Here is a 23,875-nt window from a genome sequence, read left to right as displayed (position 1 = left end):
TCGTGTCGGTGCTCAGTCCTGGCAGTCGAGCACCGCCAAGGCCGTGGTCCTGGTCGCTTCCGTGCAGCCCGCCTGGACCGCCAGACCGTACGCCGGCGAAGTGGGCGCGGCGACGACCATGCTGGACGCCTCGATCGCACGACGGCCGCCCTGGCGCCCGAGCCACACGTCGAGGTAGGCGGCCTGGTCCTCGGGTCGGAAGGCGTCGATCGGATTGCTCGCCCAGACGGTGACGCCGGCCGCCGCGAGGTCCTCGGCCAACGGTTCCGGGGCAAGGACGACTCGGTCTCCGGCGAGAGACCTGATCGTGTCCACGGCGTCGACAGGTCCGGCCAGGGCTGGCCCACGGCCGAGCAGGGTGATCGCGGCCACCGCAGCGAGTCCGAGAGTGGTGGCTCGGATCAGCAGCCGTGGCCCCCGCCGTGCTCCACCTGCCCCTCGACGGTCGGGGCTGGTCCCGTGCGACGGCGCCGGCGCAGCAGCCTCCAGCCGCCGGATCAAGGCCGTGAGTCCCAGAGCGGCTGGGCCGAGGAGGAAGAGCAGCAGCCACATCCCGTGCCTGGCGGACGTGGCCGTGGCCACGCTCATGCCCAGCACGGCGCAGAGCTCCCACATCCGGAGGCGACCCTTGAGCACGGCCGCGATGCCCAGCGCGATGGCTGCCAGGACCATGAGCAGGTCGAACGTCGACCGGAGGTCGGGCCGCGCCCACAGCTCGGTGCCGCGTCGGGCCGCCTCGTTGGAGAGCACCCCCAGGTAGTAGTGCCACGTTCTGAAGAGTGCTGGGTTGACCCAGACCGACAGGAGCGTGGCGCCGCCGACGAGGAGCGCGGTCACAGGACTGGTGCGGAGGCGAGACAGCGCCAGGTAGCACCCCGTGAGGGCGACACCCACGAGCACGCCGCCGTGCAGGTTGCCCCAGACTGCGATGAGCGGGACCACCAGCCAGATGTGCTGCGACGGCCTCCTCGTCTCTTTCCGGAGCAGCAGGACCAGCAGTGCGTAGGGGACGAGGGAGAGCATCTGCGCGCGGACCACGCCGAAGACCGGCAGCATGCCGAGGCCTACGACAGCGACTGCGCCGGCCGCAGCCGCTGGATGAGATCCCGCGCGCATCGCGTCCCGACCCAGCACGAGGAGCGTGGTCGCGGCGAGGGCGATGAGCGCGAGGGGGAGTGCTGCCGGCGACAGTGAGTTGGCGGCATACATCAGCAGCTCGCCCAGCGCGGGCACGTTCGGCCAGCCGGCGGTGTCGGCTGCGGCGAACGGAACGCCGGTGGGAACCGAACCGGAAGCGGCGACGTGTTCGCCCAGGGCGACCATCCACTTCGTGTCGGCCCCCACGAGAACGCGCGGCGCCAGATAGCTGGCAAGGCCCGCGACAACGAGGGCGGGCAGCCACCCCAGATCCGCAGCCGTCAACCGGTGCGGGCGCGAATCAGGCTGTGTCGCAATGGTGCTCGTCATGTGGATCCTGGCCGACGTGGGTTGCGGTGGACAGTTTCGCGGTTCCGAACACGCAGCATCGGGGCACGAGCGCTCGGGATCGATGGCCTCGGATGTGTCCGATTTGGACGGTACAGGCGGTTTCGCGTGATAGGGCTGGTTTTTGCGATTTCAAGTACGACGACCGCTTTGAGCCCTTACCTTCTCACCCGGAGGGCTGCGCAGGGCAGCTCACCTGGGAGGAGACACACCATGACCAAGCTAGCTGCCAAGATCCACGCGGTTCTCGCCTCGCGTGACGAGGGCGCCACCGCCGTCGAGTACGGCCTGATGGTTGCGCTCATCGCGGCCGTCATCATCGCCGGCGTCACTCTGATCGGCACCAACAGCGGCAACACGTTCAACAACGTCGCGACCGCCATCTGAGGGAGCCTGCTCCGCGGGGGCGGGCGCTGGTTTTCAGCAAGATTGCAAGGTTTCTGCAAGTCGGCCGCAAGGAGGGCGTCTGTTCAGCCCAAGTCAGCGGCTACGACGGGGCGCAGTTTCCACGATCTCGTGGGTACTGTGCCCCGTTTTGTTGCAATTTGTCCCGGACAAATCCGCAAGGCGACACGCCGGTTGATCGTTGCAAGACTTTTCGCCCATTTCTGAGACAAGGGGTCCCAAGCCCACCTACCTTCTGCGTGGGGGCTCACACCGGGTGGCCCCGAACCGTGAAGGGAAACTCCAATGACCAAGCTCATCGCCAAGCTCCAGACCCGCCTCAACGTCTCCCGCGACAAGGGCGCCACCGCCGTCGAGTACGGCCTGATGGTCGCGCTCATCGCCGCCGTCATCATCGCCGGCGTGACGCTGGTCGGTAGCGCCTCGGGCAACACGTTCAACAACGTCGCCACCAAGATCTGACGATCGGGGCGGTCCAGAGCCGCAGGGCCCACGGGCCACACCACAAGAGAGGAGGGGAGACACATGAGCACATCACCCAGGCCGCGGTCCCAACCGCAGCGATCGCTTCGCGAGCGAGGGGCGGCCGCGGTTGAGCTGGCCATCGTGTTTCCCCTCCTCTTCCTCGTGATCGCTGGGATCGTCGACTTCGGTCGCGCGTTCTTCACGCAGATCCAGGTCACCAACGCCGCACGCGAGGGCGCCAGGGCCGCTGTCGTCATGGTGCCCAACGCCGACGTCATCACCAGGGCGACGAATGCGGCAGCAGGCGTCCCTGCGGTGGCCGCCAGCGTGATCGCCTCGTGTACAACGGGCGCCACGTCCGACGCTTCGGTGCAGGTGACCGCGCCGTTCCAGTGGATCCTCCTCGGGCCGGCGATGTCGATCATCGGCAAGTCCTTCGGCGGCGGGAACGTCATCTCGTCGACGGGAGTCATGCGATGCGGTGGATGAGCCGCGCAGCTTCACGCCGCGAGCGTGAGAAGGGCGCTGTCGCCTCCATCGCAGCGATTCTGCTCGCCAGCGGTGTCGTGATGGCGATGCTCGCCCTCACCGTCGACGTCGGCAACATCATGGCCGAGAGGCGCCAGCTGCAGAACGGCGCCGACGCGGCGGCACTGGCCCTCGCCAGGAGCTGCGCCAAGGTTCCCGTCTCGACGGACTGCTCCACTGCCCTGCTCGCGTCCAGCGCGTTCGAAGGTCTCGCCAGCGCCAACTCGGTCGACGGTCTGCAGTCACTGCCGGCCACCAATGCCGCGAGCCAGCCACTGATCTGTGGCCGCAACGTCCCGACTCTTCCCGCGTGCACCATCACGGCCTCGGCCGCCGACCTCGACGCGTGCCTCCCGCTACCGAGCGGGCTGGACCCGACTGTGCCTTATGTCGAGACGCGGACTAAGACGAAGTCGACCGGCTCGACGCCGAACGTGCTCACCTCCTTCTTCGCGAAGGCGGCGATCGCCGGTTACACCGACAAGCAGTACACCGCGTGCAGCAGGGCCGCGTGGGGGTCACCCTCCGGCACCGGCAAGACGCTCCCGATGACGATCGGCAACTGCGAGTGGACGAAGATGACGGCCAACGGCACGAAGTACGCGCCGAGCCCGGCCTACTCGCCGGCCCCCGGGTCGTCCACCACGAGCTTGCCAACCAGCATCAAGAACGGCGGATACGTCGTCGGGATCCAGTCGCACGCCGACGCCAACAACGTCGACCCTGCCTGCCGACAGGCGAACGGTCAGTACTACCCGGGCGGCTTCGGCTGGCTCCAGGAGACCGGCTGCGTGACGACGGTCAATGCCGATGCCACCGTCACCGGCGACACGGGCGCCTCGGTGCCGGACGGCTGCAAGAGCTCGGCCAACCTGAACCAGTACCTCGGCAGAGAGGTCTACGTCCCGATCAGCGTCACGGCCACGGGCACAGGTACGTCCGGCGTCTACACCATGGACGGCGTGGCCTCCTTCTTCCTGGCGGGCTACTCCAGCCTACCCGCCGGCGGCTCGGCCGCCGTGTACAAGGACGAGCTCAACGTGTGCAGCAGCAAGTGCATCTGGGGCTGGTTCACCTCCTCGATGATGCCGGTCGACAGCGCCCTCGGCACCAGCTCCGGCAAGGGCGCCATCAAGGTCGTTCCCGTCGGCTGACAGCCACACCGCTCGTACTCCTGCACGCGACACAACCCTGGGGGGTCACAGATCATGAACCGTCGAATCCTTGCCATCGCACTCGCCGTCGTCCTTGCCATCGGCGGCGGGGCCATGGTCATCACGTATGCCCGCAACGCGGACGCTCGCGCGATCGCCGCCGAGTCGCCCGCCCGGGTGTACGTCGCGCAGAAGCCGATCCCTGCGGGCACGACGCTCAAGGACGCGCAGCGGCAGGAGATGATCGTCGAGACGGTCGTCGCGGCCAAGGCGCTTCCGGCGGGAGCCCTGGAGGAGATCAACGCCGACAACAACAACCTCCTCGCGCTGTCCGACGTCCAGCCTGGCGAGTTCCTCCTTGCGGCGCGGTTCGGGTCCACGCCGGTGGGAGACAAGGCCATCGAGGTGCCGTCGGGCATGCTCGCGGTGTCGGTTCAGCTCAGCGACCCCGCCCGTGTCGGAAGGTTCGTGACGCCGGGCTCGAAGATCGCGATCTACCAGAGCTACCAGATCAAGGATCTCCGCGACACTCCCGAGGCGAAGATCCTCAACGACAACGACGTCCACGGCACGAGCCTGTTGCTGCCCGACGTCCTCGTCATCGGCATGGGTGACGCGCCGCTGTCGGCCCCCGTCAAGACCACGGCGGAAGGTGAGCAGCCCACCGCCCAGGCGCAGTCGCAGGCCGGGGGCTTCCTGGTCACGGTGGCCGTGAGCCCCGCGGATGCGCCCATCTTGATCCACGGCATCAACAACCGCACCCTGTATGCCGCGCTTCGCGGGTCGGACGTCAAGGTCGACCCAGGCCTCGAGGTGACCGACCTCAAGCTGCGCGAGGCGGTGACGACGCCATGACCATCCTCTGGGACGCGACCGCCGGCGGCGGGGAGGCGTACCACTTCGCCCTCGGCGGGGACGCACTCCACCTCACCTCGGGGCCACGCGTCAGCCGGGCCCTCGAGGACGACCCGTCGCACGCGCTCGTCATCATCGGCCCCGACATCGACCTCGACTCCGCCTGCAACCTGGCGGAGGAGGAGCGCGTTGCCAGGCCGGAGCTCGGCGTCATCCTGCTGCGTCACCGGCTCGACGTCACGGTGCTCGCCCAGGCGCTGCGTAGCGGTGTCCGCGAGGTCGTCGCCGCCGACGACCAGAACGCCATCGCCGAGGCCGTACGCCGCTCGAACGCCCTCACCGCCCAGCTCGTCGGGCACGGGGCGGCCGGTGGCGGCACCCGCGACGGCAAGGTGATCACCGTCTTCAGCGCCAAGGGCGGGGTCGGCAAGACGACCGTTTCCACGAACCTGGCGACCTACCTCGCGTCGACGGGCGCTCGGACCGTTCTCGTCGACCTCGACCTCATGTTCGGTGACGTCGCGATCAGCCTGCAGCTCCAGCCGCCCGGGTCGGTGCGAGACCTCGTGGCCATGAGCGGGCACCTCGACGCCCAGGGCGTCCAGTCCGTCGTCACCCGGCACGAGCCGAGCGGTCTGGACGTCATCGCGGCACCCCCGGACCCCGCGGATGCCGAGCGCGTGCCGTCACACGTCATCGTCGAGCTGCTCCGGGTCGCCCGGGCCAACTACGACTACGTCCTCGTCGACACGCCACCGTCGTTCACCGAGCACGTGCTGGCGGCGTTCGACCTCAGCGACCTCACCGTGCTCGTGGCGACGCTCGACATCCCCGCAGTCAAGAACCTCAGGATCGCGATCAACACGCTCGACACGCTCGGTGCCTCCAGGGAGGCGCGCACCATCGTGCTCAACCGTGCGGACGCCAAGGTCGGCCTGCGACCCGACGACGTCGAGGCCGCCCTCAAGGCGCCGATCTCGGCCAACATCCCCAACACCCTGGCGGTGCCGGCATCGGTCAACCGCGGTGTCGCGATCATCCTCGACGAGCCCCGCAGCCCTGTGGCGATGGCGCTTCGCGAGCTGGCGGACACCGAGATCCGCCGCCGCTTCGGCGAGGACCTCCAGAACGGCGCCAAGCGGAGCACCTTCGGACTCCTGAGGAGCAAGCGATGAGCAACCTTGCCGAGAGGCTCGACCGAGCACGCGCGCAGCAGCAGGTCGTCGTCGACCCCGGGCCGACGCAGGTACGGCCGTCCGCCGGTCCCACCCCTGTCGTGAAGCGTCGCGCCGTGGACCCCTTTGCGGGAGTCAAGGAGCGCGTGCACCAGGCGCTCGTCGAGCAGCTCGGGCCGCGGCTCTACGACCCGCACCTCGCCGAGGCAGAGCTCGCCGCCCAGGTGCGCACGACGCTGCAGGAGGTCATCGACCTCGAGCAGACGCCGCTGTCGCACGCCGACCGGACGCGCATCGCCCAGGACGTGTCGGACGACATCCTCGGCCACGGGCCACTCGAGCCCTACCTGCGTGACCCAGAGGTCTCCGAGATCATGGTCAACGGCCCGGACAGCATCTTCGTCGAGCGCGCCGGCAAGCTGTTCCCCGTCGAGGCGACCTTCTCGAACGACGCACACCTTCGGCGCACCATCGACAAGATCGTCGGTCGCGTCGGCAGGCGCGTCGACGAGTCGAGCCCGATGGTCGACGCGCGCCTTCCCGACGGGTCCCGTGTCAACGCGGTGGTCCCACCCATCGCGTTGGACGGCTCGTTGCTGACGATCCGAAAGTTCTCGGCGGACCCGTTCACCGACAAGGACCTCATCACGTTCGGCACCATCACGCCGAACATCCGTGACTTCCTCGCTGCGTGCGTCAAGGGCCGGCGCAACATCATCATCAGCGGTGGCACGGGTTCCGGAAAGACGACGACTCTCAACGTGATGAGCTCGTTCATCCCGGCCGACGAGCGCATCGTCACCATCGAGGACGCGGCCGAGCTCCAGCTGCAGCAGGACCACGTGCTGAGACTCGAGTCTCGACCGCCGAACATCGAGGGCCGCGGCGCGATCCAGATCCGTGACCTCGTGAAGAACTGCCTCCGTATGCGTCCTGACCGCATCATCGTCGGTGAGATCCGTGACGGCGCAGCACTCGACATGCTGCAGGCGATGAACACCGGTCATGACGGTTCCATCACGACGGTGCACGCCAACACCCCGCGCGACAGCCTCTCCCGTCTCGAGACGATGGTGCTCATGGCGGGCGTGGAGCTCCCCGTGCGTGCCATCCGCGAGCAGGTGGCCGGCGCTGTCGACCTCATCGTCCAGCAGTCCAGGCTCAAGGACGGTACGCGTCGCATCACCGCGATCAGCGAGGTCGTGGGCATGGAGTCCGACGTGATCACCCTGCAGGACATCTTCCTCTTCGACTACTCGGCGGGCCGTGACGATGCCGGTCGCTTCCTCGGAGGCATGGTTCCGACAGGCATCCGGCCGAAGTTCACATCCGACCTGCAGGACCTCGGCGTCGAGCTCCCCGTGCAGCTGTTCTCACGTATGGCGCGGTGACTCCGGTGTTCCGTCGTCTGGTCCCGGCCGCCGTCACGGCAGGGCTTGCCGCGATCGTCGTGGTGGTGGGCTCGATGCCGGCGAGCGCCGCTGACAGCGTCACCGTCGGCCTGAGCGGGGTGTCCACGACCACGTCGAGCTCCGCCTCGCTGCTGACGGGCGTGCTCACGCTCCGGAGCCGATCCGCCGTCCAGGTGGATGCCGGCCGGCTCACCGTGCGAGTGGACGGCGTCGACCACAAGCCGACGGTGAAGCAGGCGCCGAAGCGCGCCCGCAAGGCGATGCTCGTCATCGACACGAGCGGGTCGATGGGTGTGAGCGGCATGGCGACCGTCCGCGCCGCGTCGAAGACGTTCCTCGCCACGGTGCCCAGCGACGTCCTCGTCGGAGTCACCTCGTTCGCCGACACTGCCGGCGTCGACCTGGCGCCCACCTTGGACCGGAAGGCGGTCCAGCGGGTGGTCGACGGTCTGGCTTCGCGGGGCAACACGAGCCTCTACGCCGCTATGTCGGCGGCGACGACCTCGCTCGGAGCGACGGGGGACCGCAGCATCCTTCTCCTCAGTGACGGCGCCGACACGGTCGCGCGGAACGGGCCTGCCACCTTGAGCACGACGGTGGACAAGCTGCGTTCGGCGGGCGTGCGTGTCGACGTGGTCCGCTTCAAGACCTCTGACCCCGACGCGGTGACGGCGCTGAGCGGATTCGCCTCCGCCAATGGTGGATCCGTGGTTCCTGCGGCGGACACAGCAGCGGTGGCCTCGGCCTTCCAGACCGCGGCGAAGGCGCTCGACCAGCAGGTGCAGTTCTCGTTGTCCCTGCCCGGCGTGAAGGCCGGTGATCACCAGGTCGAGGTGGCGGGAGTCGCTGGTGGGACGTCGTTCGCGTTCACGCGCAAGGTTCGGTTCGATGCCCCAGTGCCTGCAGCGGCCCCGAGCACCGTTCCCGCGCCACAGGCCAGCGCGCAGGCCATCGCGGGTGGCTCGGTCGTCGACAGCCTCGCGACTCTGACGAAGCCGAACTATGTGCCGTGGATCGCGGCCGGACTACTCGGTCTCGCGGTGCTCACCTTCGTCATGGTTGTGTCCGCACCGACCCTGCAGACCCGTCGTGAGCGCCGGGTCGCCGCCATCGAGGGCTACGTGGTCGGCAGCCGCAGCGCAGCTCGCGAGGAAGCCCGGGCCGCCCAGCACAACATCACCGAGTCGCTTCTCGACCTGGGCGAGAAGGTGATGAAGGACCGTGAGTCGACGAAGACCACCATGTCTCTCATCGAGCGCGCAGACCTTCCCTTCCGTGCCGGGGAGTGGTTCGTCGTCCGCGTCATCGCCGTGGTCCTCGGAGTCGTGGGAGGTTGGTTGTTCGGCGCGGAGTCGCCCATGATCCCGCTGGGCGCCGGGGCGCTGGTCGGTCTGGTGCTGCCGCCGGTCGCCTTGCGGTTCATGGCTGCCCGCCGCTCGAAGCACTTCGAGCGTCAGCTCCCCGACATCCTCATGCTGGTCTCCACCAGCCTCAAGAGTGGTTTCGGTCTGCCCCAGGCCCTCGATGCCGTGGCGCGCGACACCGCAGAGCCGGCCGCCAAGGAGTTCAGCCGGGCACTGGCCGAGACGCGCATCGGCACCGACATCACCGACGCCCTGGAGCGTATGGGTGAGCGAATGGGGAGCGTCTCGATGCGCTGGGCGGTGATGTCGATTCGTATCCAGCGAGACGTGGGCGGCAACCTCGCCGACACGCTCCGCACCACGGCGAACACGCTCCGCGAGCGCGAGTCCCTCCAGCGCCAGGTGGCGACGCTTTCCGCCGAAGGAAAGCTCTCCGCCTACATCCTGGTCGCGATGCCGATCTTCCTGTTCTTCTACATGATGCGGGTCAACTACGACTACGTCTCGCTGCTGTGGACCGACCAGATCGGAGTCTTCATGGGCATCGGCGGAATCGTGAGCCTGTTCGTCGGCATGCTCTGGATGCGCAGCGTCGTGAAGATCGAGGTGTGACGTGAACGTCCTCTACATCGGCACCGGCCTCGTCGGTCTTGCGATCGTCTGCCTGGTGCTCTCCATCGGCGGGGGCTCCGGCGAGCCGACCGGCGTCGCCAAGTCGCTCCTGTTGGTCGACGGGATGGTCGACCAGCGCACCGTCGTCAAGAGCGAGCTCGGTTCCAAGGACCGTTTGGTCGTCCCCATCTTCCAAGGGATGCACTCGCTCGCTGGAAAGCTCTCGCCGTCCGGCGCCGAGGCGCGGCTCGCGACGTTGCTGGACCGGGCAGGGAACCCAGCCGCGTGGTCGGTCGAGCGGATCATGGGACTGAAGGGGGCGGCGCTGCTGGTCGGCGCGCTCCTCGGTGGGGCGTACGGCGGGATGTCCGTCAAGGGAGTGCTCTTCGCCCTCATCGGGGCTGTCCTCTTCTTCTTCCTGCCCGATCTGCTCATCTACAACCTCGCCCTCAAGCGGCAGGAGGAGACAGGCAAGAGCCTGGCCGATGCACTGGACATGCTGACCGTCTGTGTCGAGGCCGGCCAGGGTTTCGACTCCGCCCTGCTCCAGGTGGCGCGGAACGTCGAGGGACCGATCTCGGGTGAGTTCGCCCGCGTGCTCTCCGAGATCCAGATCGGCAAGTCCCGCGGTGAGGCCTTCTCCGCGATGGGTGACCGCGTCACACTGCCAGAGGTGAAGAACTTCATCACCGCGCTGGTGCAGGCCGACCGACTTGGGCTTCCCATCGCCGGCGTGCTGCGCGAGCAGACCGCGACGATGCGTCTCGCCAGACGGCAGAAGGCGGAGGAGAAGGCCCAGAAGGTGACGGTGAAGATCCTCTTCCCGCTCATGCTGTGCATCCTGCCTGCGCTCTTCATCGTCATCATCGGCCCGGGCGTCATCCGTCTGATGCACACCCTTCTGGGGATGTGAGCGTTCGGACCGCAGGCCTGACACGTCGTGACGCGGGCGTCATGACGTCCTCCACCGCGGCTCGTCACGCAATGGGCCTCGTTGGGCCCGCGATCGTGCTCGGTGTTCTCACCGCGCTGCGCCTGCCCTGGTTGCACGCGCCGCTCGTCACCCAGGACGAGGGCATCATCGTCCTCTACGCGCAACAGATCCTCGACGGGCGCCTGCCACAGCGCGACTTCTACACCGTCTACGGGCCCGGCACCTTCGCTCTGACCGCTGGTGCCTTCGCGATGCTCGGGAGCAGTCTCGTGGTCGAGCGGTTGGTGGGTCTCGCCCTGCAGTCTCTCGTGGTGCTGGGGGTGTACCGGCTCGCTCTGGGACGCGGCCGCGTCTTCGCTGTCGGAGCCTCGCTGCTGAGCGTCCTGTGCCTCACGCCGCTCGGTCTGGCCGCCTATGCCTGGGTCGGTGGCTTGTGCTGCATCGTCTGGGGGATCGTTCTCCTGCAGGGACGCAGGCGCCTGGTGCCAGCGTTCGCCTTGTTGGCGCTCAGCGCGTTCTTTCGTCCGGAGATGGCGTTGCCTGCGCTCGCGGCAGGTCTGCCGTTCCTCACCTCGCGGGCCGCCTGGCGAAGTGCCGTCCTCGGCGTGGCGACGGGTTCGGCCCCCTCCGTGGTCTTCTATGTGACGTGGGGAGGTCGTGCGTTCGACAACGTCGTGCTCCAACGTGGCCTCGTCAACGCCAGGATGCAGATCGACGGCCACATCGTGGTGATCCTGTGCCTCGCTGTGGCCACACTTCTGGTGCTCCTGCTGTCGGCGATCCGTGTCGGCTCCGCCGAGGCCTGGTCGCGCGTGCTGCTCGTCGCCCTCATGCTCCCGCAGCTGGTCCAACGAACGGACCTGGATCATCTCGGCTATCTCATGGCGCTCGGCGCCCCGTTCGTGGTCCTCGCTGGGTTCGGCCGGCCGGAGTCCGCGTCGAGGTGGCCGTCGGTGATCGGCCGCGGTGCGCTCGTCGTGGTGCTGGCCCTCCTCATCGTGCCCTCTCGGCTGCTGGTTGCGCCGGGCCCCTCGGCTGCCTACGAAGTCGCGGGGCGATCAGTCGAGGTGCCCGCGGAAGACGTCGGCGCGATCAACGAGCTGCGAAGGTCGGTTCTGCACCTCGTCTCGCCCGGAGCGAGGGTGTTCGTCGGGACGCAGGACATGCGGATGCCGTCGGTCACCCCTGTCCAGCTCTACTTCCTCTTCCCTGAGCTGCGGACCGACGCGTACTACCTGGAGATGCCGATCGGGATCTCGACCACGGTGGCCGAACAGATGGCGGACGACGTGCGTGGTTCCGATGTCCTTCTGCTGTCACGTTTTCCGAGGGACCTCACCGAGCGCTTGTTTCCGAATGTGCCTCTGGGGCCCAGCGACGCCGACGAGGCCGTTCGTGCCGGCTTCTGTCCGGCCGGCGGGTCGGCCGACCTTCGGATCATGGTCAGGTGCGCCACCGCACGGAACGACGGACTGGTCCAGTAGCGCGCAGGCGAGCCGGTCGTGTCCGAGCCCGCTCCACGCGATCGGGTGCCGCCTGCTGCCTCGAGACGCACTGCGGGCGCGTCCGAAGAGGACGCGCCCGCAGGGGTCGGACCGGGAGTCGGCCCAGAGGTCGAGAGGAGGTCAGCCGGCGCTGACCGAGTCGAGGTCGGTGACCTTGGAGCCGAGCGCCTCGAGCAGGCCTGCCACCTCGGCCCGGCGCTCGGCCGTGACGTCGAGCTCACCCTCGGGCGAGATGTCCTGGGTGAAGACGAGGCCGGTCGAGCCGACGACGTCGGCCTTGACGTGCTCGAGCACCTTGGTCAGGTCGGCTGTGGCGTCCGCCGCGCCGGTCCAGCCGTAGCCGACCAGCGCGATCGGCTTGCTGTCCCACTCGGCGAAGAGGTAGTCGATCGCGTTCTTGATCGGCGCCGGGAAGCTGCGGTTGTACTGCGGCGTGACGACGACGATCGCGTCGGACTCGAAGACCTTGGAGGCCCAGTCCTTCGTGTGGGGCTTGGCGTAGTTGCCGTTCTTCGGCATGTCCTCCTCGTCGAAGAAGGGCAGCGTCGACAAGTCGAGCAGCTCGACCTCCCACGCGTCGGTGGGAGCCTGCGTGGCCACCCACTCGGCGACCTTCGGGCCGATGCGGCCGGGACGGGTGCTGGAGACGATGATGCGCAACTGGTTCACGCTTCAACTAACTATCACGGGCGTCTGGGCATTTCCTGACCGGCCGTGCTCGCCATGTGGCCCGTGTCACACGCCGATCTCGTATGCCGTCCCCTCGGCCTGCGGGAAGCGCCGTCAGGAGCGCGGTCGCTTCGCCTGCCCGGCGCCCCGCCCGCCCCGCCGCCCCTCGTCCAGTGCGAGCTCGATGAGCTGGCCCGAGATGCGCGTGCCGCGCAGCCGCTCCCAGGCGCCTGAGGGCAGGCTCGCGGGAAGCTCGACGAGTGAGTGGTCGGCGCGGATGTCGATGTGACCGAAGTCCCCGCGCCCGAGGCCGCCCTCGTTGGCGATGGCGCCGACGATCTGCCGGGGCTCGACGTGCTGTCGTCGGCCGACGGCGATGCGGTAGGTGGCGAACGGCCCTCCCGCGCCGCTGCGGCCGCCGCGTTCCCGCCGGTCGTCGCGGCCCCTGCCTCCGCCAGGGCGGTCGTCGCGCCGGCCGTCGCCCCGCTGACGGTCGTCACGGTCGAAGCTGCGCCGGGCCGGGCGCTCCGGCTCGGGCTCGAGCAGCATCGGCTCGTCGCCCTGCAGCACGACGGCCAGGGCGGCGGCGACGTCGGCCTCGGGCACGTTGTGCTCGTTGACGTAGTGCGCGATGACGTCGCGGAAGAAGTCGACGCGGTCGGTCGAGAGCGCCTCGGTGATCGCGTCGTCGAACCGGGTGAGGCGGGTGGCGTTGATGTCGTCGACGGTGGGCATCGACATCTGCACGAGCGACTGCCGGGTCGCCTTCTCGATGGCCTTGAGCAGGTGTCGCTCGCGCGGGGTGACGAACGAGATCGCGTCGCCGCTGCGCCCCGCCCGGCCGGTGCGGCCGATGCGGTGGACGTAGGACTCGGTGTCGGTCGGGATGTCGTAGTTGACCACGTGGCTGATGCGCTCGACGTCGAGCCCGCGGGCGGCGACGTCGGTGGCCACGAGGATGTCGAGCTTGCCGGACTTCAGCTGCTCGACGGTGCGCTCGCGCTGGGCCTGGGCGACGTCGCCGTTGATCGCCATCGCCGAGAAGCCGCGCGCCCGAAGCTTCTCCGCGAGCGTCTCGGTCTCGTTCTTGGTGCGGACGAAGACGATCATGCCCTCGAAGTTCTCGACCTCGAGGATGCGCGTGAGGGCGTCGACCTTCTGCGGGTAGCTCACCGTGAGGTAGCGCTGCGTGATGTTGGGGGAGGTGGTCGTCTTCGTCTCGACCGTGATCTCCACGGGGTCGGTGAGGTACTTCTTCGAGATGCGCCGGATCTGGGCCGGCATCGTCGCCGAGAACAGCGCGACGTGCTTGTCGTCGGGGGTGTCGGCCAGGATCGTCTCGACGTCCTCGGCGAAGCCCATCTTCAGCATCTCGTCGGCCTCGTCGAGCACGAGGAAGCGCAGCTGGCTGAGGTCGAGGGTGCCCTTGTCGAGGTGGTCCATGATGCGTCCGGGCGTGCCGACGACGATGTGCACGCCCCGTCGCAGCGCGCTCAGCTGCACCCCGTAGGCCTGCCCGCCGTAGACGGGCAGCACGTGCACGCCGGGGAGGCGCGCGGCATACCGCTCGAACGCCTCACAGACCTGCAGCGCGAGCTCGCGCGTAGGGGCCAGTACCAGGGCCTGAGGCGTCTTCTGCCTGAGGTCGAGCTGGCTGAGGATCGGCAGGGCGAACGCCGCCGTCTTGCCGGTGCCGGTCTGCGCGAGCCCCACCACGTGGCGGCCCTCGAGCAGCGCCGGGATGGTCGCCGCCTGGATCGGCGACGGGTGCTCGTAGCCGACGTCGCGCAGTCCCTTGAGCACCCGCTCGTCGAGTCCGAGATCGGCGAACGTCACCTGCTCGGGCTGGTCGGGCTGGTCGGGCTGGTGGGGTTGGTCATGCTGTTCCGGTTCCATCCCTTGATCGCTCACCCCCCGACGGTAGTGGGTCGGGCCGGGCGGGCGACACGGGCTCGGTCGTCTTCGCCTGCTGGCGTATGCCGTCCTCCACCTTCCGTATGCCGTCCGCCCCCTCTACGTGCGGGATCAGTGCTCGGCCACCCATCTCTCGAGCACCTCGATGCGAGCGGCGAGGCCGGCGACCAGCTGGGCCTCGAGGGGCGACAGGGAAGCGCTCGACGGCGCAGCCGTGTCGGGGTGGCTCGACGGAGCCGAGGCGCCCGCCGTGTCGGACGTGCCGATCGCGAGCCCTCGACGGACCAGGGTGCGCGCGAGGGTCGACGGGCCGACCCCGACCTCGGTCGCTCGTTCGGACAGGGCGTCGAACTCCTCGCTGGTGAGGCGGACCGACAGCACCTTGGTGCGGTCGGCCGGTTTGGCGGTCTCGGGCACGAAGCTCCTCCAGGTGTGACGACGTCATGCATTGTCAGTGGTCGACTCTACAGTGGTCTGCATGAGGACGGCAGCCGTGCTGGAGACCGAGAGCCTGGTCGACGTGCTGCGTTCGATGGCCGACACGCTCCGTGACCTCACCCGCGACTTCCCGACCTGGTCGCTGCCCGAGGCCGAGGTCGGCGCGGTCATCGGCCACGCCCAGCAGGTGCGCCAGCTGAGCCAGTCCCTCACCGCCGTGCTGGCGGCCGAGGCGGACTCGCGCGGGCTCGGCGCCGACGACGGGCTCTCGCGCACCGACTGGCTGCGCACCCACGTCGACACGGGTCTCGACGGCCCCGAGGCGGCCGCAGTCACCCGTGTGGCGACCGCGATGAACGAGCCGCGGTGGGCCCGGCTGGCCGAGCGGGTCTGTGCCTCCGAGGTGCCCGTCGCCCACGCGGCCGCGATCGTCCGCTTCCACGACGACGTGGTCCGCGTCGCCGACCCCGACCACCTGGCCGCGGTCGTCGACTCGATGGTCGAGGCGTGCGACGTGCTCGACCGTCGCGAGCTGGCGCGACTCATCTCCCACGCGCGCGCCACCCTCAAGCCGCCGGCCGCGCTCGAGTCCGAGGAGGCCGGGCTGCGGCTGGGGCGCTCCTTCCGCAGGGTGCGGTCCTCCGCCGGCTTCTCGGTCTTCGAGCTGCGCCTCGACCCTGAGGGAGCGGCGGTCGTCGAGTCGGCGGTCGACGCGCTCTCGGCGCCGCGCCCCGACCTCTGCCTCGACGGTGGCGCCGGTGAGATCGACCCGCGCACCCCGGCAACCCGACGTGCCGATGCGCTCCTCGAGATCGTGGGCCGGGGCGTGGCCGCGCCCGAGGGGGTGACTCGCTCGCCCCGCACCACACTCGTCGTGACGATGTCCCTCGACGCCCTGCTCGAGAAGGTCCGTGGTGCAGGCCTGCTCGACTCCGACGCCGCGCTCTCCCCGTCGGCGGTGCGCCGGCTCGCCTGTGAGGCGGGCGTCGTCCCCATGGTCCTCGGCGCACGGTCCGAGGTGCTCGACCTCGGCCACACCAGGCGGCTGTTCAGCCCCGCGCAGCGTCGAGCCCTGGCCGTCCGCGACGGTGGCTGCTCGTTCCCGGGCTGCACGGTGCCCCCGATGTGGTGCGACGCCCACCACGTCGTGCACTGGCTGCACGGTGGCTGCACCGACCTCACGAACGGCGCCCTCCTCTGCGGGCGCCACCACACCGTGGTCCACCGGAGAGGGTTGACGGCCAGGGTGACGGCGACGGGAGTCACCTGGCACGTCTAGCGTTCGCGCCCCGCACCCCGCTCGATGCGCGCGGGGTCCGAGACGCGCGCAGGGCGCCGCCGCAGAGCGCGCGGCCCGAGACGCACGCCCCGCGTTCGTCCCAGAGCGCGCGCGGCCCGAGACGCGCGCCCGGGGTCCGAGGCGCGCGCCCGGTGCCCGCCACAGAGCGAAGGGTCCGAGACGCACGCCGCCCGCCCCGCGGAGTGTGCGGGGCGGGCGGCATACGTTGCTCCGGCGTCGTCGCCGGACATCGGAGAAGCTCAGCGCACGGCGTACGCGGCCTGCACCGTCTGTGTGACGGACGCTCCCTTGCTGTCGGTGACACTCACCCGGGTCGCGACGGTCCTGCCGGCCGCGCCCGTGTGGTCGACGACCGCGCTCCACGCGCCGTCGTTGTGCGTGACGGGGACGTCGACCCACGTCGAGCCACCGTCGTAGGACACGGCGAACGCCGCCGCGACGACCTCGCCCGGCTGGTAGCCCGCGTGGCCGGTCACCCGGATCGGCAGGACCTGACCGGCGACGGCCGGCAGCGTCTTCAGGCCGTCCTCGGGCAGGCTGACCCGCGGGAAGAGCAGCGGCAGGCCGCGCGAGAAGACGTCCGGCTCGAGGGCCGAGCGGAAGCCCCACGTCGTCGTCACCTGGGTCGAGCGCTTCCAGAACGGCGCCGACGACGGGAACTTCGACTGACGCAGCGTCAGTGCGTAGGCGGAGTCCTCGGCGGGCACCTCGAAGACGCCCGAGGTCCAGGCGCTCCTGCCGATCACCTCGCCGTCACGACTCAGCTCGAGACTGCCGGCGTCGCCGAACGAGCCCGGCACGGCCACGTGGCCCCAGTCGTCGCCGTACATCTGCGGCGCGAAGCCCATGAGGCCGCCCTGGCGCTCGGCCGTCAGCTGCTCGACGCCGTTCTCGTCCTGGATCGCGGTCGGTCCGACGATGCCGCCGTGCCAGGCCTCGGAGCGCACCGAGCCCGCGGGGTAGGTGTGCTTCGTCCCGAGCATCGCCTCGCCGAAAGGGAAGCTCGAGATGACGAGCTGCGACCACTGCGTGCCGCCGTCGGTGTAGTACTCCGTTCGTGTGCCCGGAACGGGGAGGGCCTCGAAGTTCGAGACGCCGAGGCTGGTGCCGTCCGGACGGTCGGCCTGCACGTGGTCGAGGAACGCCGTGTCGAGGCCCATGGCCGTGTACCTGGCGTCGGTGCGCCCGAGCTTGCGGTCCTGGACGACGTAGGTCTTGTCGTCGGTGAACGGCGTCGACTGCGTGAAGCCGAGGTTGTAGACGTACGGGCTGCGCGCCGTCGCCGTCCACCTGAGCGGGACCTCGCCACCCGGTGCCGCCGCGAGGCGGGCCTTGAGCGCGTCACCCTCGACCATCGGCAGCGAGTACGCCGCGACCGAGACCGGCTGGAAGCCCGTGCTGGGCGCCCAACGGCCCTCAGCGGGGCGGTAGAGCAGCACGGCCTTGGCGCCCGAGCCGTTGACGAGGTTCGTCATCGCCGAGGTGAGGTTGCCGGTCTCGGACGGCAGGCGCACGAGCGCGACCTTGTCCTTGACCCTCGCGGCCGTGAGGTCGGCGGCAGTGCCCGCACCGGCATCGACGACCGGCGCGCCGGCGGTCCCGTCGAGACCCGCTGCGGTCTTGTCCGGGGCGATCGGGTGCAGCGCCGGGCCGCCGGTGACCGACATGGAGGCGACGGCCGGGGCATAGCGTCGCGACCACGTTCCGAACTCCCACGTGCCGTCCTTGGCGGTGCCCTGCACGTCGGCGTAGAGGGCGCCCAGGCCGGATCCGCCGGTCATCGAGCCGGAGTGGATCCAGAAGTCGTCCCACCTGCGCGTGAACGACAGCACCGATGCGCGAGCCTCGCTCGGACGGTCGGTCCTGACGTCGATGCGGTGCGCCTTCGTCGCGTCGAACGTCACCGTCGTGTCACCCGAGATGGTCATCTGCGGGCGGGCGAAGTACGCGATCGACCCGAGCACGTTCGAGGTCTCCGAGTCGGGGGACTGGACGTAGCCGGACAACAGGTACGTGCCGGGTCGGACGGCATACGTCAAGGCGGACTGGCCCTCGTTGTAACGGCGCTCGCCCTTGGGCGAGTCCGTGTTGATGACGTCGACCGTCGAGGCGCCAGCAGCCGGCCGGCCGAGCCGGTCGACCATCTTGATCGTCAGCGACACCGTCTGCGGCGCCACGTACAGGGAGAAGGGCGTCGAGACGACCTCACTGCCGCTCGTCGCGTCCGTGGCCACGACGCGACCGGTCAGGTCGCCGTACTGCGCGGCGCCGAGCTTGGCCGCCGGCGTGAGGGCGAGTGGCACGGAGCGGGTGGCGCCGGCCGGGACCGTGACGGTCGTGGCAGCGAGCGTCGCGACGGTGGAGCGCACCGCGGTGCCGTCGTCACCGGTCACGCGGGTCACGGCGAGACGGAGGGTGACGGGGGTGCCCGACAGGTTCGTGTAGGGCACGTCGACCTTCGTGGTCTGCGCGGCGGTGTGTGGCCAGGCGAACGAACCGCCTTGCACCGCAGAGCTCGTCACCGGCTCCTTGACGGCGGCGAGCACGTCGAGCCTCCCTGCGCCGACCTGGCGCACGTCGCCCGGGATCGACGGGTCGGCCGACGACACCAGCGCGGCCTTGACCTGTGCACCGGTCCACGTCGGGTGGGCCTGCTTGACGATGGCGGCAGCGCCCGCGACGTGCGGCGTGGCCATCGAGGTGCCCGACATTCCGATGTAGGCGTCGTCGCCGCGGCCACCCGAACGCGCAGCCGAGATGCCGACGCCGGGCGCTGCGATCTCGGGCTTGAGCACGTGCGTGTTCGCGACCGGGCCGCGGCTCGAGAAGTATGCCGTCGCGTCGTCGCGGTCGACGGCGCCGACCGCGAGCGATGCGGGCGCGCAGGCCGGGGTCGAGACGGTGTTGTTGCCGGGGCCGCTGTTGCCGGCGGCGATGACGAAGAGGCTCGTGCTCGACGTCGAGAGGTCCTGGGCGGCCGTGGCGATCGGGTCGTCGCACTGGCCCGGGTCGCCGGGCGCGCCGAGGCTCATCGACACGACGTCGGCGTGCTGGGCGACGGCCCACTCCATGCCGGCGACGATCTGGGAGTACGAGCCCGAGCCGTAGTCGTCGAGCACCTTGCCGATGAGCAGGTCGGTGTCCGGGGCGACGCCCTTCCTGGCCCCGCCGCTGGCCGCGCCGGAGCCGCCCACGGTCGAGGCGGTGTGCGTGCCGTGGCCGTCCACGTCGGAGAGTGCGCCGCCCGGCGAGTCGGTGAAGTCCTGCGAGCCGGTGATCCGGCCGGCGAGGTCCGGGTGCTGGGCGTCCGCGCCGGTGTCGAGCACGGCGACCTTGGTCCCGGTGCCGGTCAGGCCCAGCGCCCACGCCTGCGGGGCGTTGACCTGCTTCGTCGACTGGTCGAGGCTCTTGCGTACCTTGCCGTCGAGCCACAGCTTCTGCAGCCGTGCCCCAGCGGCGCTCGACCGGCTCGTCGCGTCGGCCCAGAACTCGCGTGCCCGCGCCTTGTCGGCCTTCATCGCGACCCCGTCCACCGAGCGCAGGGTGCGCACCCTTGCCGCGCCCTTCGGTGTGACCGGCGCCGAGCGGGCCACGTCGACCGCGGACGAGTAGCGCGCGATGACCGGCAGGGTCTTCGTGCTCGCGTCGTCGTAGCCCATCGTGACCAGGCCCGTCACGTTGAAGAGCTCCTCGTCGACGCTGCCCGAAGCGATGACGGACGCCGCATCGGCCGGATAGACGTAGACGTCCTTGCCGACGCGCCGGGTCTCGACGAGCGGCACCGAGCCGTCGTCCCCAGGCAGCACCGTGACGCCGGGGGAGTCGGTCCCGGCGCCGGTGACGAGCACCCGGTCGCCCGTGACGAGGGTGACGGTCCGCGGCGACGAGGTCGCGGGCCTGGTGCTCGTGGTGGCGGCCGCTGAGCCGACGATCGGTCGGTCGCGGTCGCTCGTCCCCTGCCCGAAGGCAGAGGTGGGAGCGGCCGCTGTCGCGGCCAGGACGGCGACGGTCGCCGCTCCCAGGGTGGTACGCCAGTTCGGGCGCATGGGTCCTCCGAAAGGGGGTGGGGTGGGGTGGGGTGGGGTGGGTGCGCGGGCCCGCCTGATCGGGCCCGCGCAGCTCTGGGGTGGGGGAGCGGACGGCACCGGTGGGAGCTCGCCGTCCGCGGCCCAGCGTGCCGAACCGGCGACCGGTCGGACAGACTGTGGGCAGGCGGGAGTGCGCCATGGCGGGGCCCCGCCACCGGTGGCTCGCGACGTCAGCCGCGCGGGAGGTCACGATGGGCGAGCCGGAAGAGACGGCACACGCGACGGCACGCGAGCCGGCACACGAGGCGGCACGCGAGACGGCACGCGAGACGGCACGCGAGACGGCACACGAAGCCGCAGGAGGGGCCGCCCCGCCGCTGCCCGCCGCCTCGACCGACGACACTGACGCCGCGCCCCAGCTCGGCGCACTGCCCGGGACGGACACGACATACGGAATGGATGCGAAGGCCCTTGCGCCGCTTGGCTTCTCGGCCGAGGAGGCGGTGCTCTACCGAACGCTCGTCGCCCGTGGGGCAATGGGCCTCGACGACCTCGCCCGGCGCTCCAACCTCACCGAGCTGCAGGCCGAGGAGGTCGTCGTCGCCCTCGAGCAGCGCGGTCTCGTCGCCAGGTCCGCGGCGACGCCGGGACGGTGGGTCGCCGCGCCGCCCGGCGTCGCCCTGCGGGCCCTCGTCAACGACCGGCGGCACGAGCTGGAGGTCGCCGAGCTCGCCTCCGCCCGGCTCGCGGAGATGCACCGCACCGAGGCCGCCTCGGGCGTGCAGGACCTCGTCGAGGTCGTCGTCGGGTCGCACGCGGTGGGCCAGCGCTTCCACCAGCTCCAGCTCGGCGCGGTCGACGAGGTCTGTGCGTTCGTCACCGACCGGCCCGCCGTCGTGACGGCCGACGAGAACGCCGCCGAGGACATCGCGACGGCCCGCGGCGTGCGCTACCGGGTCGTCCTCGAGCGCGACGTGCTCGAGCGCGAGGCGCAGGCCAACGTCGCCGCGGTGCTGCGCCGCGACGAGGAGGTGCGCGTCGTCGAACGGGTGCCGACGAAGCTCGTCATCGCCGACGGGCGCACGGCGATGGTCCCGCTGGACGCCGACGGCGCGGAGCCGGCCGCGCTCGTGCTGCATGCGGCCGGCCTGATGCGCTCCCTCGTGGCCCTCTTCGACTCGGTCTGGCGCGACGCGTGGCCGCTCGTGCTGGCGACCCCGGGCGCCGACGACGTCGTCGAGGCGCGGCCCGGGCCCGACGAGCTCGACCTCCAGGTCCTGTCGCTGCTCATCGCCGGTGCCTCCGACGTGCGCGTGGCCAAGCAGCTCGACGTGGGGCTGCGCACCGTGCAGCGGCGGGTGCGTTCACTCCTGGACGCGACCGGCGCGACGACGCGCATCCAGCTCGGGTGGGCTGCCGCCGAGCGCGGCTGGGTGCGCCGACCCTGACCCCCGGGCGGGTTCGGGGCAGCGCCCCGCGCCCCGCCGCGGGGGACCACCTCGACCGCACCACGCGCGGCCGCCCGCCTCACCACGAAGGCGAGGCGGGCGGCATACGTGCTGGGGTTTGTCCGTTCGGGCGGATGGATGCCTCGAGGTCAGTCCTTCGCCATGCCCGTCTTGATGAGGTCCATGACCGAGCTGTCGGCGAGCGTCGTGACGTCGCCCACCTCGCGCCCCTCAGCGACGTCACGCAGCAGACGGCGCATGATCTTGCCGGAGCGGGTCTTGGGCAGCTCGCTGACGATCATGATCGAGCGCGGCTTGGCGATGGGGCCGATCTCCTTGGCCACGTGGTTGCGCAGCTCCTGCACGAGGTCCTTGCCCTCGCCCGCCTCGTCGGCCTCGCCGACCGCCTCCTGGCGCAGGATGACGAACGCGCAGACCGCCTGGCCCGTCGTGTCGTCGTTGGCGCCGACGACCGCGGCCTCGGCGACCTTCGGGTGCGAGACGAGGGCCGACTCGATCTCGGCCGTCGACAGGCGGTGGCCCGAGACGTTCATGACGTCGTCGACGCGGCCGAGCAGCCAGATGTTGCCGTCGGCGTCGTACTTCGCGCCGTCGCCGGCGAAGTAGTACTTCTCGCCGAACCGCGACCAGTACGTCTCCTTGTAGCGCTCCGGGTCGCCCCAGATGCCGCGCAGCATCGACGGCCACGGCTTGGTCAGCACGAGGTAGCCGACCTGCTCGGGCGTCGTGAACGGCTTGCCCTCGTCGTCGAGGATCTCGGCGCTGATGCCGGGGATCGGCTTCTGGGCCGAGCCGGGCTCGAGGGTCGTGACGCCCGGCAGCGGGCTGATCATGATCGCGCCGGTCTCGGTCTGCCACCACGTGTCGACAATCGGGGCGCGGCCGCCGCCGATGTGCTTGTGGTACCAGAGCCAGGCCTCCGGGTTGATCGGCTCGCCGACCGATCCGAGGAGGCGCAGCGAGCTCATGTCGAACTTCGCCGGGATGTCGGTGCCCCACTTCATGAAGGTGCGCACGGCGGTCGGGGCCGTGTAGAGGATCGTCACCTTGTAGTCCTGCACGATCTGCCACCAGCGGCCCTGGTGCGGGGTGTCCGGCGTGCCTTCGTACATCACCTGCGTGACGCCGTTGGTGAGCGGTCCGTAGACGATGTAGCTGTGGCCGGTGACCCACCCGATGTCGGCGGTGCACCAGTAGACGTCGGTGTCGCGGTGGACGTCGTGCACGACGGCGTTGGTGTAGGCCGCCTGGGTGAGGTAGCCGCCGGTCGTGTGGAAGATGCCCTTCGGCTTACCGGTCGTGCCCGACGTGTAGAGGATGAAGAGCGGGTGCTCGGCCTCGAAGGCCTGGGCCTCGTGCGTGGGGGCGGCCTTCTCGAGCGCCTCGTGCCACCAGAGGTCGCGGTCGTTCCATGCGGTGTCCTGGCCCGTCCGCCGGACGACGAGCACCTTCTCGACGGAGGTGTCGCCGTGGTCGAGGGCGGCGTCGACGGCCGGCTTGAGGGCCGACGGCGCGCCGCGGCGGTAGCCGCCGTCGGCCGTGATGACGACCTTCGCCTTGGCGTCGTCGATGCGCGAGTGCAGGGCCTCCGCGGAGAAGCCGCCGAAGACGACCGAGTGCGGCGCGCCCAGGCGGGCGCAGGCCAGCATCGCGACGGCGGCCTCGGGGATCATCGGCAGGTAGATCGCCACGGTGTCGCCCTTGCCGACGCCGAGGTCGGCGAGCGCGTTGGCGGCGCGCTGCACGTCGGCGTGGAGGTCGGCGTAGGTGATGTCGCGGGTGTCGCCCTCGGGCTCGCCGACGAAGTGGATCGCGACCTTGTCGCCCCGCCCGGCCTCGACGTGCCGGTCGACGGCGTTGACGCAGGCGTTGAGCTCGCCGTCGGCGAACCACTTCGCGAATGGTGGGTTGCTCCAGTCGAGCGACTGCGTGAACGGCGTGCTCCACGTCAGGTACGTGCGGGCCTGCTCGGCCCAGAAGCCGTCGTGGTCGGCGGCGGCCTTGTCGTACAGGTCTGCCGTGCCGTTCGCCTGCGCGGCGAAGTCGGGCGGGGGCGGGAAGGTCAGCCCCTCGTGGACGAGGTTGTCGAGCGTCTCTTCGCTCACGGTGTCACCCTTTCGCATCGACGATGAAGCGGTCGCACCGACACAGCGCTCGCGGCTG

The 23,875-nt window shown here is 70.3% G+C and carries 18 protein-coding genes; 12 read left to right on the top strand and 6 right to left on the bottom strand.

Annotated elements, in window-relative coordinates:
• Positions 1-12: 12 nt before the first annotated feature.
• On the bottom strand, positions 13-1,467 hold the full coding sequence (locus ACFQ2V_RS05735) for a hypothetical protein (protein WP_386051566.1): 1,455 nt from the start codon (positions 1,465-1,467) through the stop codon (positions 13-15).
• 231 nt (positions 1,468-1,698) lie between these two features.
• Between ACFQ2V_RS05735 and ACFQ2V_RS05730 the strand changes: the two genes are divergently transcribed.
• The 10 genes from ACFQ2V_RS05730 (at position 1,699) to ACFQ2V_RS05685 (ending at position 11,873) form a co-directional block, all read left to right on the top strand.
• Positions 1,699-1,872: a Flp family type IVb pilin gene (locus ACFQ2V_RS05730; protein ID WP_386051564.1), complete on the top strand. Its 174-nt coding sequence runs from the start codon at positions 1,699-1,701 to the stop codon at positions 1,870-1,872.
• Positions 1,873-2,175: 303 nt separating this feature from the next.
• Positions 2,176-2,352, top strand: a complete 177-nt coding sequence (locus ACFQ2V_RS05725) for a Flp family type IVb pilin (RefSeq protein ID WP_045190682.1) — start codon at positions 2,176-2,178, stop codon at positions 2,350-2,352.
• A 63-nt stretch (positions 2,353-2,415) separates the two neighbouring features.
• A complete protein-coding gene (locus ACFQ2V_RS05720) occupies positions 2,416-2,844 on the top strand; it encodes a TadE/TadG family type IV pilus assembly protein (protein WP_386051562.1) in 429 nt (142 codons plus the stop codon).
• A complete protein-coding gene (locus ACFQ2V_RS05715; RefSeq protein ID WP_386051561.1) occupies positions 2,841-4,037 on the top strand; it encodes a pilus assembly protein TadG-related protein in 1,197 nt (398 codons plus the stop codon). Before ACFQ2V_RS05720 ends, ACFQ2V_RS05715 begins: the two co-directional genes overlap by 4 nt.
• A 54-nt stretch (positions 4,038-4,091) precedes the next feature.
• Positions 4,092-4,892 carry a Flp pilus assembly protein CpaB gene (gene cpaB, locus ACFQ2V_RS05710; protein WP_386051559.1) on the top strand — a complete coding sequence of 267 codons (801 nt, stop codon included), beginning with the start codon at positions 4,092-4,094 and terminating at the stop codon, positions 4,890-4,892.
• A complete protein-coding gene (locus tag ACFQ2V_RS05705; protein WP_386051557.1) occupies positions 4,889-6,067 on the top strand; it encodes an AAA family ATPase in 1,179 nt (392 codons plus the stop codon). Before cpaB ends, ACFQ2V_RS05705 begins: the two co-directional genes overlap by 4 nt.
• The gene (locus ACFQ2V_RS05700) at positions 6,064-7,458 is read left to right on the top strand and encodes a CpaF family protein (RefSeq protein ID WP_386051556.1); all 1,395 of its coding nucleotides are present in this window, start codon (positions 6,064-6,066) and stop codon (positions 7,456-7,458) included. The genes ACFQ2V_RS05705 and ACFQ2V_RS05700 overlap by 4 nt, the downstream gene beginning before the upstream one ends.
• A gap of 5 nt (positions 7,459-7,463) precedes the next feature.
• Positions 7,464-9,455 carry a type II secretion system F family protein gene (locus ACFQ2V_RS05695; RefSeq protein ID WP_386051554.1) on the top strand — a complete coding sequence of 664 codons (1,992 nt, stop codon included), beginning with the start codon at positions 7,464-7,466 and terminating at the stop codon, positions 9,453-9,455.
• Position 9,456: 1 nt separating this feature from the next.
• Positions 9,457-10,368 carry a type II secretion system F family protein gene (locus ACFQ2V_RS05690; protein WP_386051552.1) on the top strand — a complete coding sequence of 304 codons (912 nt, stop codon included), beginning with the start codon at positions 9,457-9,459 and terminating at the stop codon, positions 10,366-10,368.
• Positions 10,290-11,873, top strand: a complete 1,584-nt coding sequence (locus ACFQ2V_RS05685) for a hypothetical protein (protein WP_386051550.1) — start codon at positions 10,290-10,292, stop codon at positions 11,871-11,873. Before ACFQ2V_RS05690 ends, ACFQ2V_RS05685 begins: the two co-directional genes overlap by 79 nt.
• Positions 11,874-12,014: 141 nt before the next feature.
• Here ACFQ2V_RS05685 and ACFQ2V_RS05680 read toward each other — a convergent pair whose 3' ends face one another.
• The 3 genes from ACFQ2V_RS05680 to ACFQ2V_RS05670 form a co-directional block, all read right to left on the bottom strand.
• A complete protein-coding gene (locus tag ACFQ2V_RS05680) occupies positions 12,015-12,563 on the bottom strand; it encodes an NADPH-dependent FMN reductase (protein WP_386051548.1) in 549 nt (182 codons plus the stop codon).
• Between the two features lie 114 nt (positions 12,564-12,677).
• Positions 12,678-14,459, bottom strand: a complete 1,782-nt coding sequence (locus tag ACFQ2V_RS05675; RefSeq protein ID WP_386051626.1) for a DEAD/DEAH box helicase — start codon at positions 14,457-14,459, stop codon at positions 12,678-12,680.
• Positions 14,460-14,588: 129 nt separating this feature from the next.
• Positions 14,589-14,894, bottom strand: coding sequence for a hypothetical protein (locus tag ACFQ2V_RS05670; protein ID WP_386051546.1), 306 nt, complete (start codon positions 14,892-14,894; stop codon positions 14,589-14,591).
• Between the two features lie 61 nt (positions 14,895-14,955).
• Here ACFQ2V_RS05670 and ACFQ2V_RS05665 point away from each other — a divergent pair, with 61 nt between their 5' ends.
• On the top strand, positions 14,956-16,194 hold the full coding sequence (locus ACFQ2V_RS05665) for an HNH endonuclease signature motif containing protein (protein WP_386051544.1): 1,239 nt from the start codon (positions 14,956-14,958) through the stop codon (positions 16,192-16,194).
• Positions 16,195-16,454: 260 nt separating this feature from the next.
• Here the strand turns inward: ACFQ2V_RS05665 and ACFQ2V_RS05660 are convergent, their stop codons facing one another.
• The gene (locus ACFQ2V_RS05660) at positions 16,455-20,261 is read right to left on the bottom strand and encodes a S8 family peptidase (RefSeq protein ID WP_386051542.1); all 3,807 of its coding nucleotides are present in this window, start codon (positions 20,259-20,261) and stop codon (positions 16,455-16,457) included.
• A 179-nt stretch (positions 20,262-20,440) separates the two neighbouring features.
• Here ACFQ2V_RS05660 and ACFQ2V_RS05655 point away from each other — a divergent pair, with 179 nt between their 5' ends.
• A complete protein-coding gene (locus ACFQ2V_RS05655) occupies positions 20,441-21,691 on the top strand; it encodes a helix-turn-helix domain-containing protein (protein WP_386051540.1) in 1,251 nt (416 codons plus the stop codon).
• A 149-nt stretch (positions 21,692-21,840) separates the two neighbouring features.
• Here the strand turns inward: ACFQ2V_RS05655 and acs are convergent, their stop codons facing one another.
• Positions 21,841-23,835 carry an acetate--CoA ligase gene (gene acs / locus ACFQ2V_RS05650; protein ID WP_386051539.1) on the bottom strand — a complete coding sequence of 665 codons (1,995 nt, stop codon included), beginning with the start codon at positions 23,833-23,835 and terminating at the stop codon, positions 21,841-21,843.
• Positions 23,836-23,875 lie beyond the last annotated feature (40 nt).

Origin of the sequence: Terrabacter terrigena (assembly GCF_042676085.1) — a bacterium.
GTDB classification, from domain to species: Bacteria; Actinomycetota; Actinomycetes; order Actinomycetales; family Dermatophilaceae; genus Terrabacter; species Terrabacter terrigena.
The sequence above is the reverse complement of the archived record's forward strand: the minus strand, read 5'-3'. Positions and strand labels throughout refer to the sequence as shown.

Bases quoted from the DNA above. Each gene is read 5' to 3' on its own strand.
- ACFQ2V_RS05735 (WP_386051566.1), bottom strand. From the start codon at position 1,467: ATGACGAGCACCATTGCGACACAGCCTGATTCGCGCCCGCACCGGTTG.
- ACFQ2V_RS05730 (WP_386051564.1), top strand. From the start codon at position 1,699: ATGACCAAGCTAGCTGCCAAGATCCACGCGGTTCTCGCCTCGCGTGAC.
- ACFQ2V_RS05725 (WP_045190682.1), top strand. From the start codon at position 2,176: ATGACCAAGCTCATCGCCAAGCTCCAGACCCGCCTCAACGTCTCCCGC.
- ACFQ2V_RS05720 (WP_386051562.1), top strand. From the start codon at position 2,416: ATGAGCACATCACCCAGGCCGCGGTCCCAACCGCAGCGATCGCTTCGC.
- ACFQ2V_RS05715 (WP_386051561.1), top strand. From the start codon at position 2,841: ATGAGCCGCGCAGCTTCACGCCGCGAGCGTGAGAAGGGCGCTGTCGCC.
- cpaB (WP_386051559.1), top strand. From the start codon at position 4,092: ATGAACCGTCGAATCCTTGCCATCGCACTCGCCGTCGTCCTTGCCATC.
- ACFQ2V_RS05705 (WP_386051557.1), top strand. From the start codon at position 4,889: ATGACCATCCTCTGGGACGCGACCGCCGGCGGCGGGGAGGCGTACCAC.
- ACFQ2V_RS05700 (WP_386051556.1), top strand. From the start codon at position 6,064: ATGAGCAACCTTGCCGAGAGGCTCGACCGAGCACGCGCGCAGCAGCAG.
- ACFQ2V_RS05675 (WP_386051626.1), bottom strand. From the start codon at position 14,459: ATGGAACCGGAACAGCATGACCAACCCCACCAGCCCGACCAGCCCGAC.
- ACFQ2V_RS05665 (WP_386051544.1), top strand. From the start codon at position 14,956: ATGAGGACGGCAGCCGTGCTGGAGACCGAGAGCCTGGTCGACGTGCTG.
- ACFQ2V_RS05660 (WP_386051542.1), bottom strand. From the start codon at position 20,261: ATGCGCCCGAACTGGCGTACCACCCTGGGAGCGGCGACCGTCGCCGTC.
- ACFQ2V_RS05655 (WP_386051540.1), top strand. From the start codon at position 20,441: ATGGCGGGGCCCCGCCACCGGTGGCTCGCGACGTCAGCCGCGCGGGAG.
- acs (WP_386051539.1), bottom strand. From the start codon at position 23,835: ATGCGAAAGGGTGACACCGTGAGCGAAGAGACGCTCGACAACCTCGTC.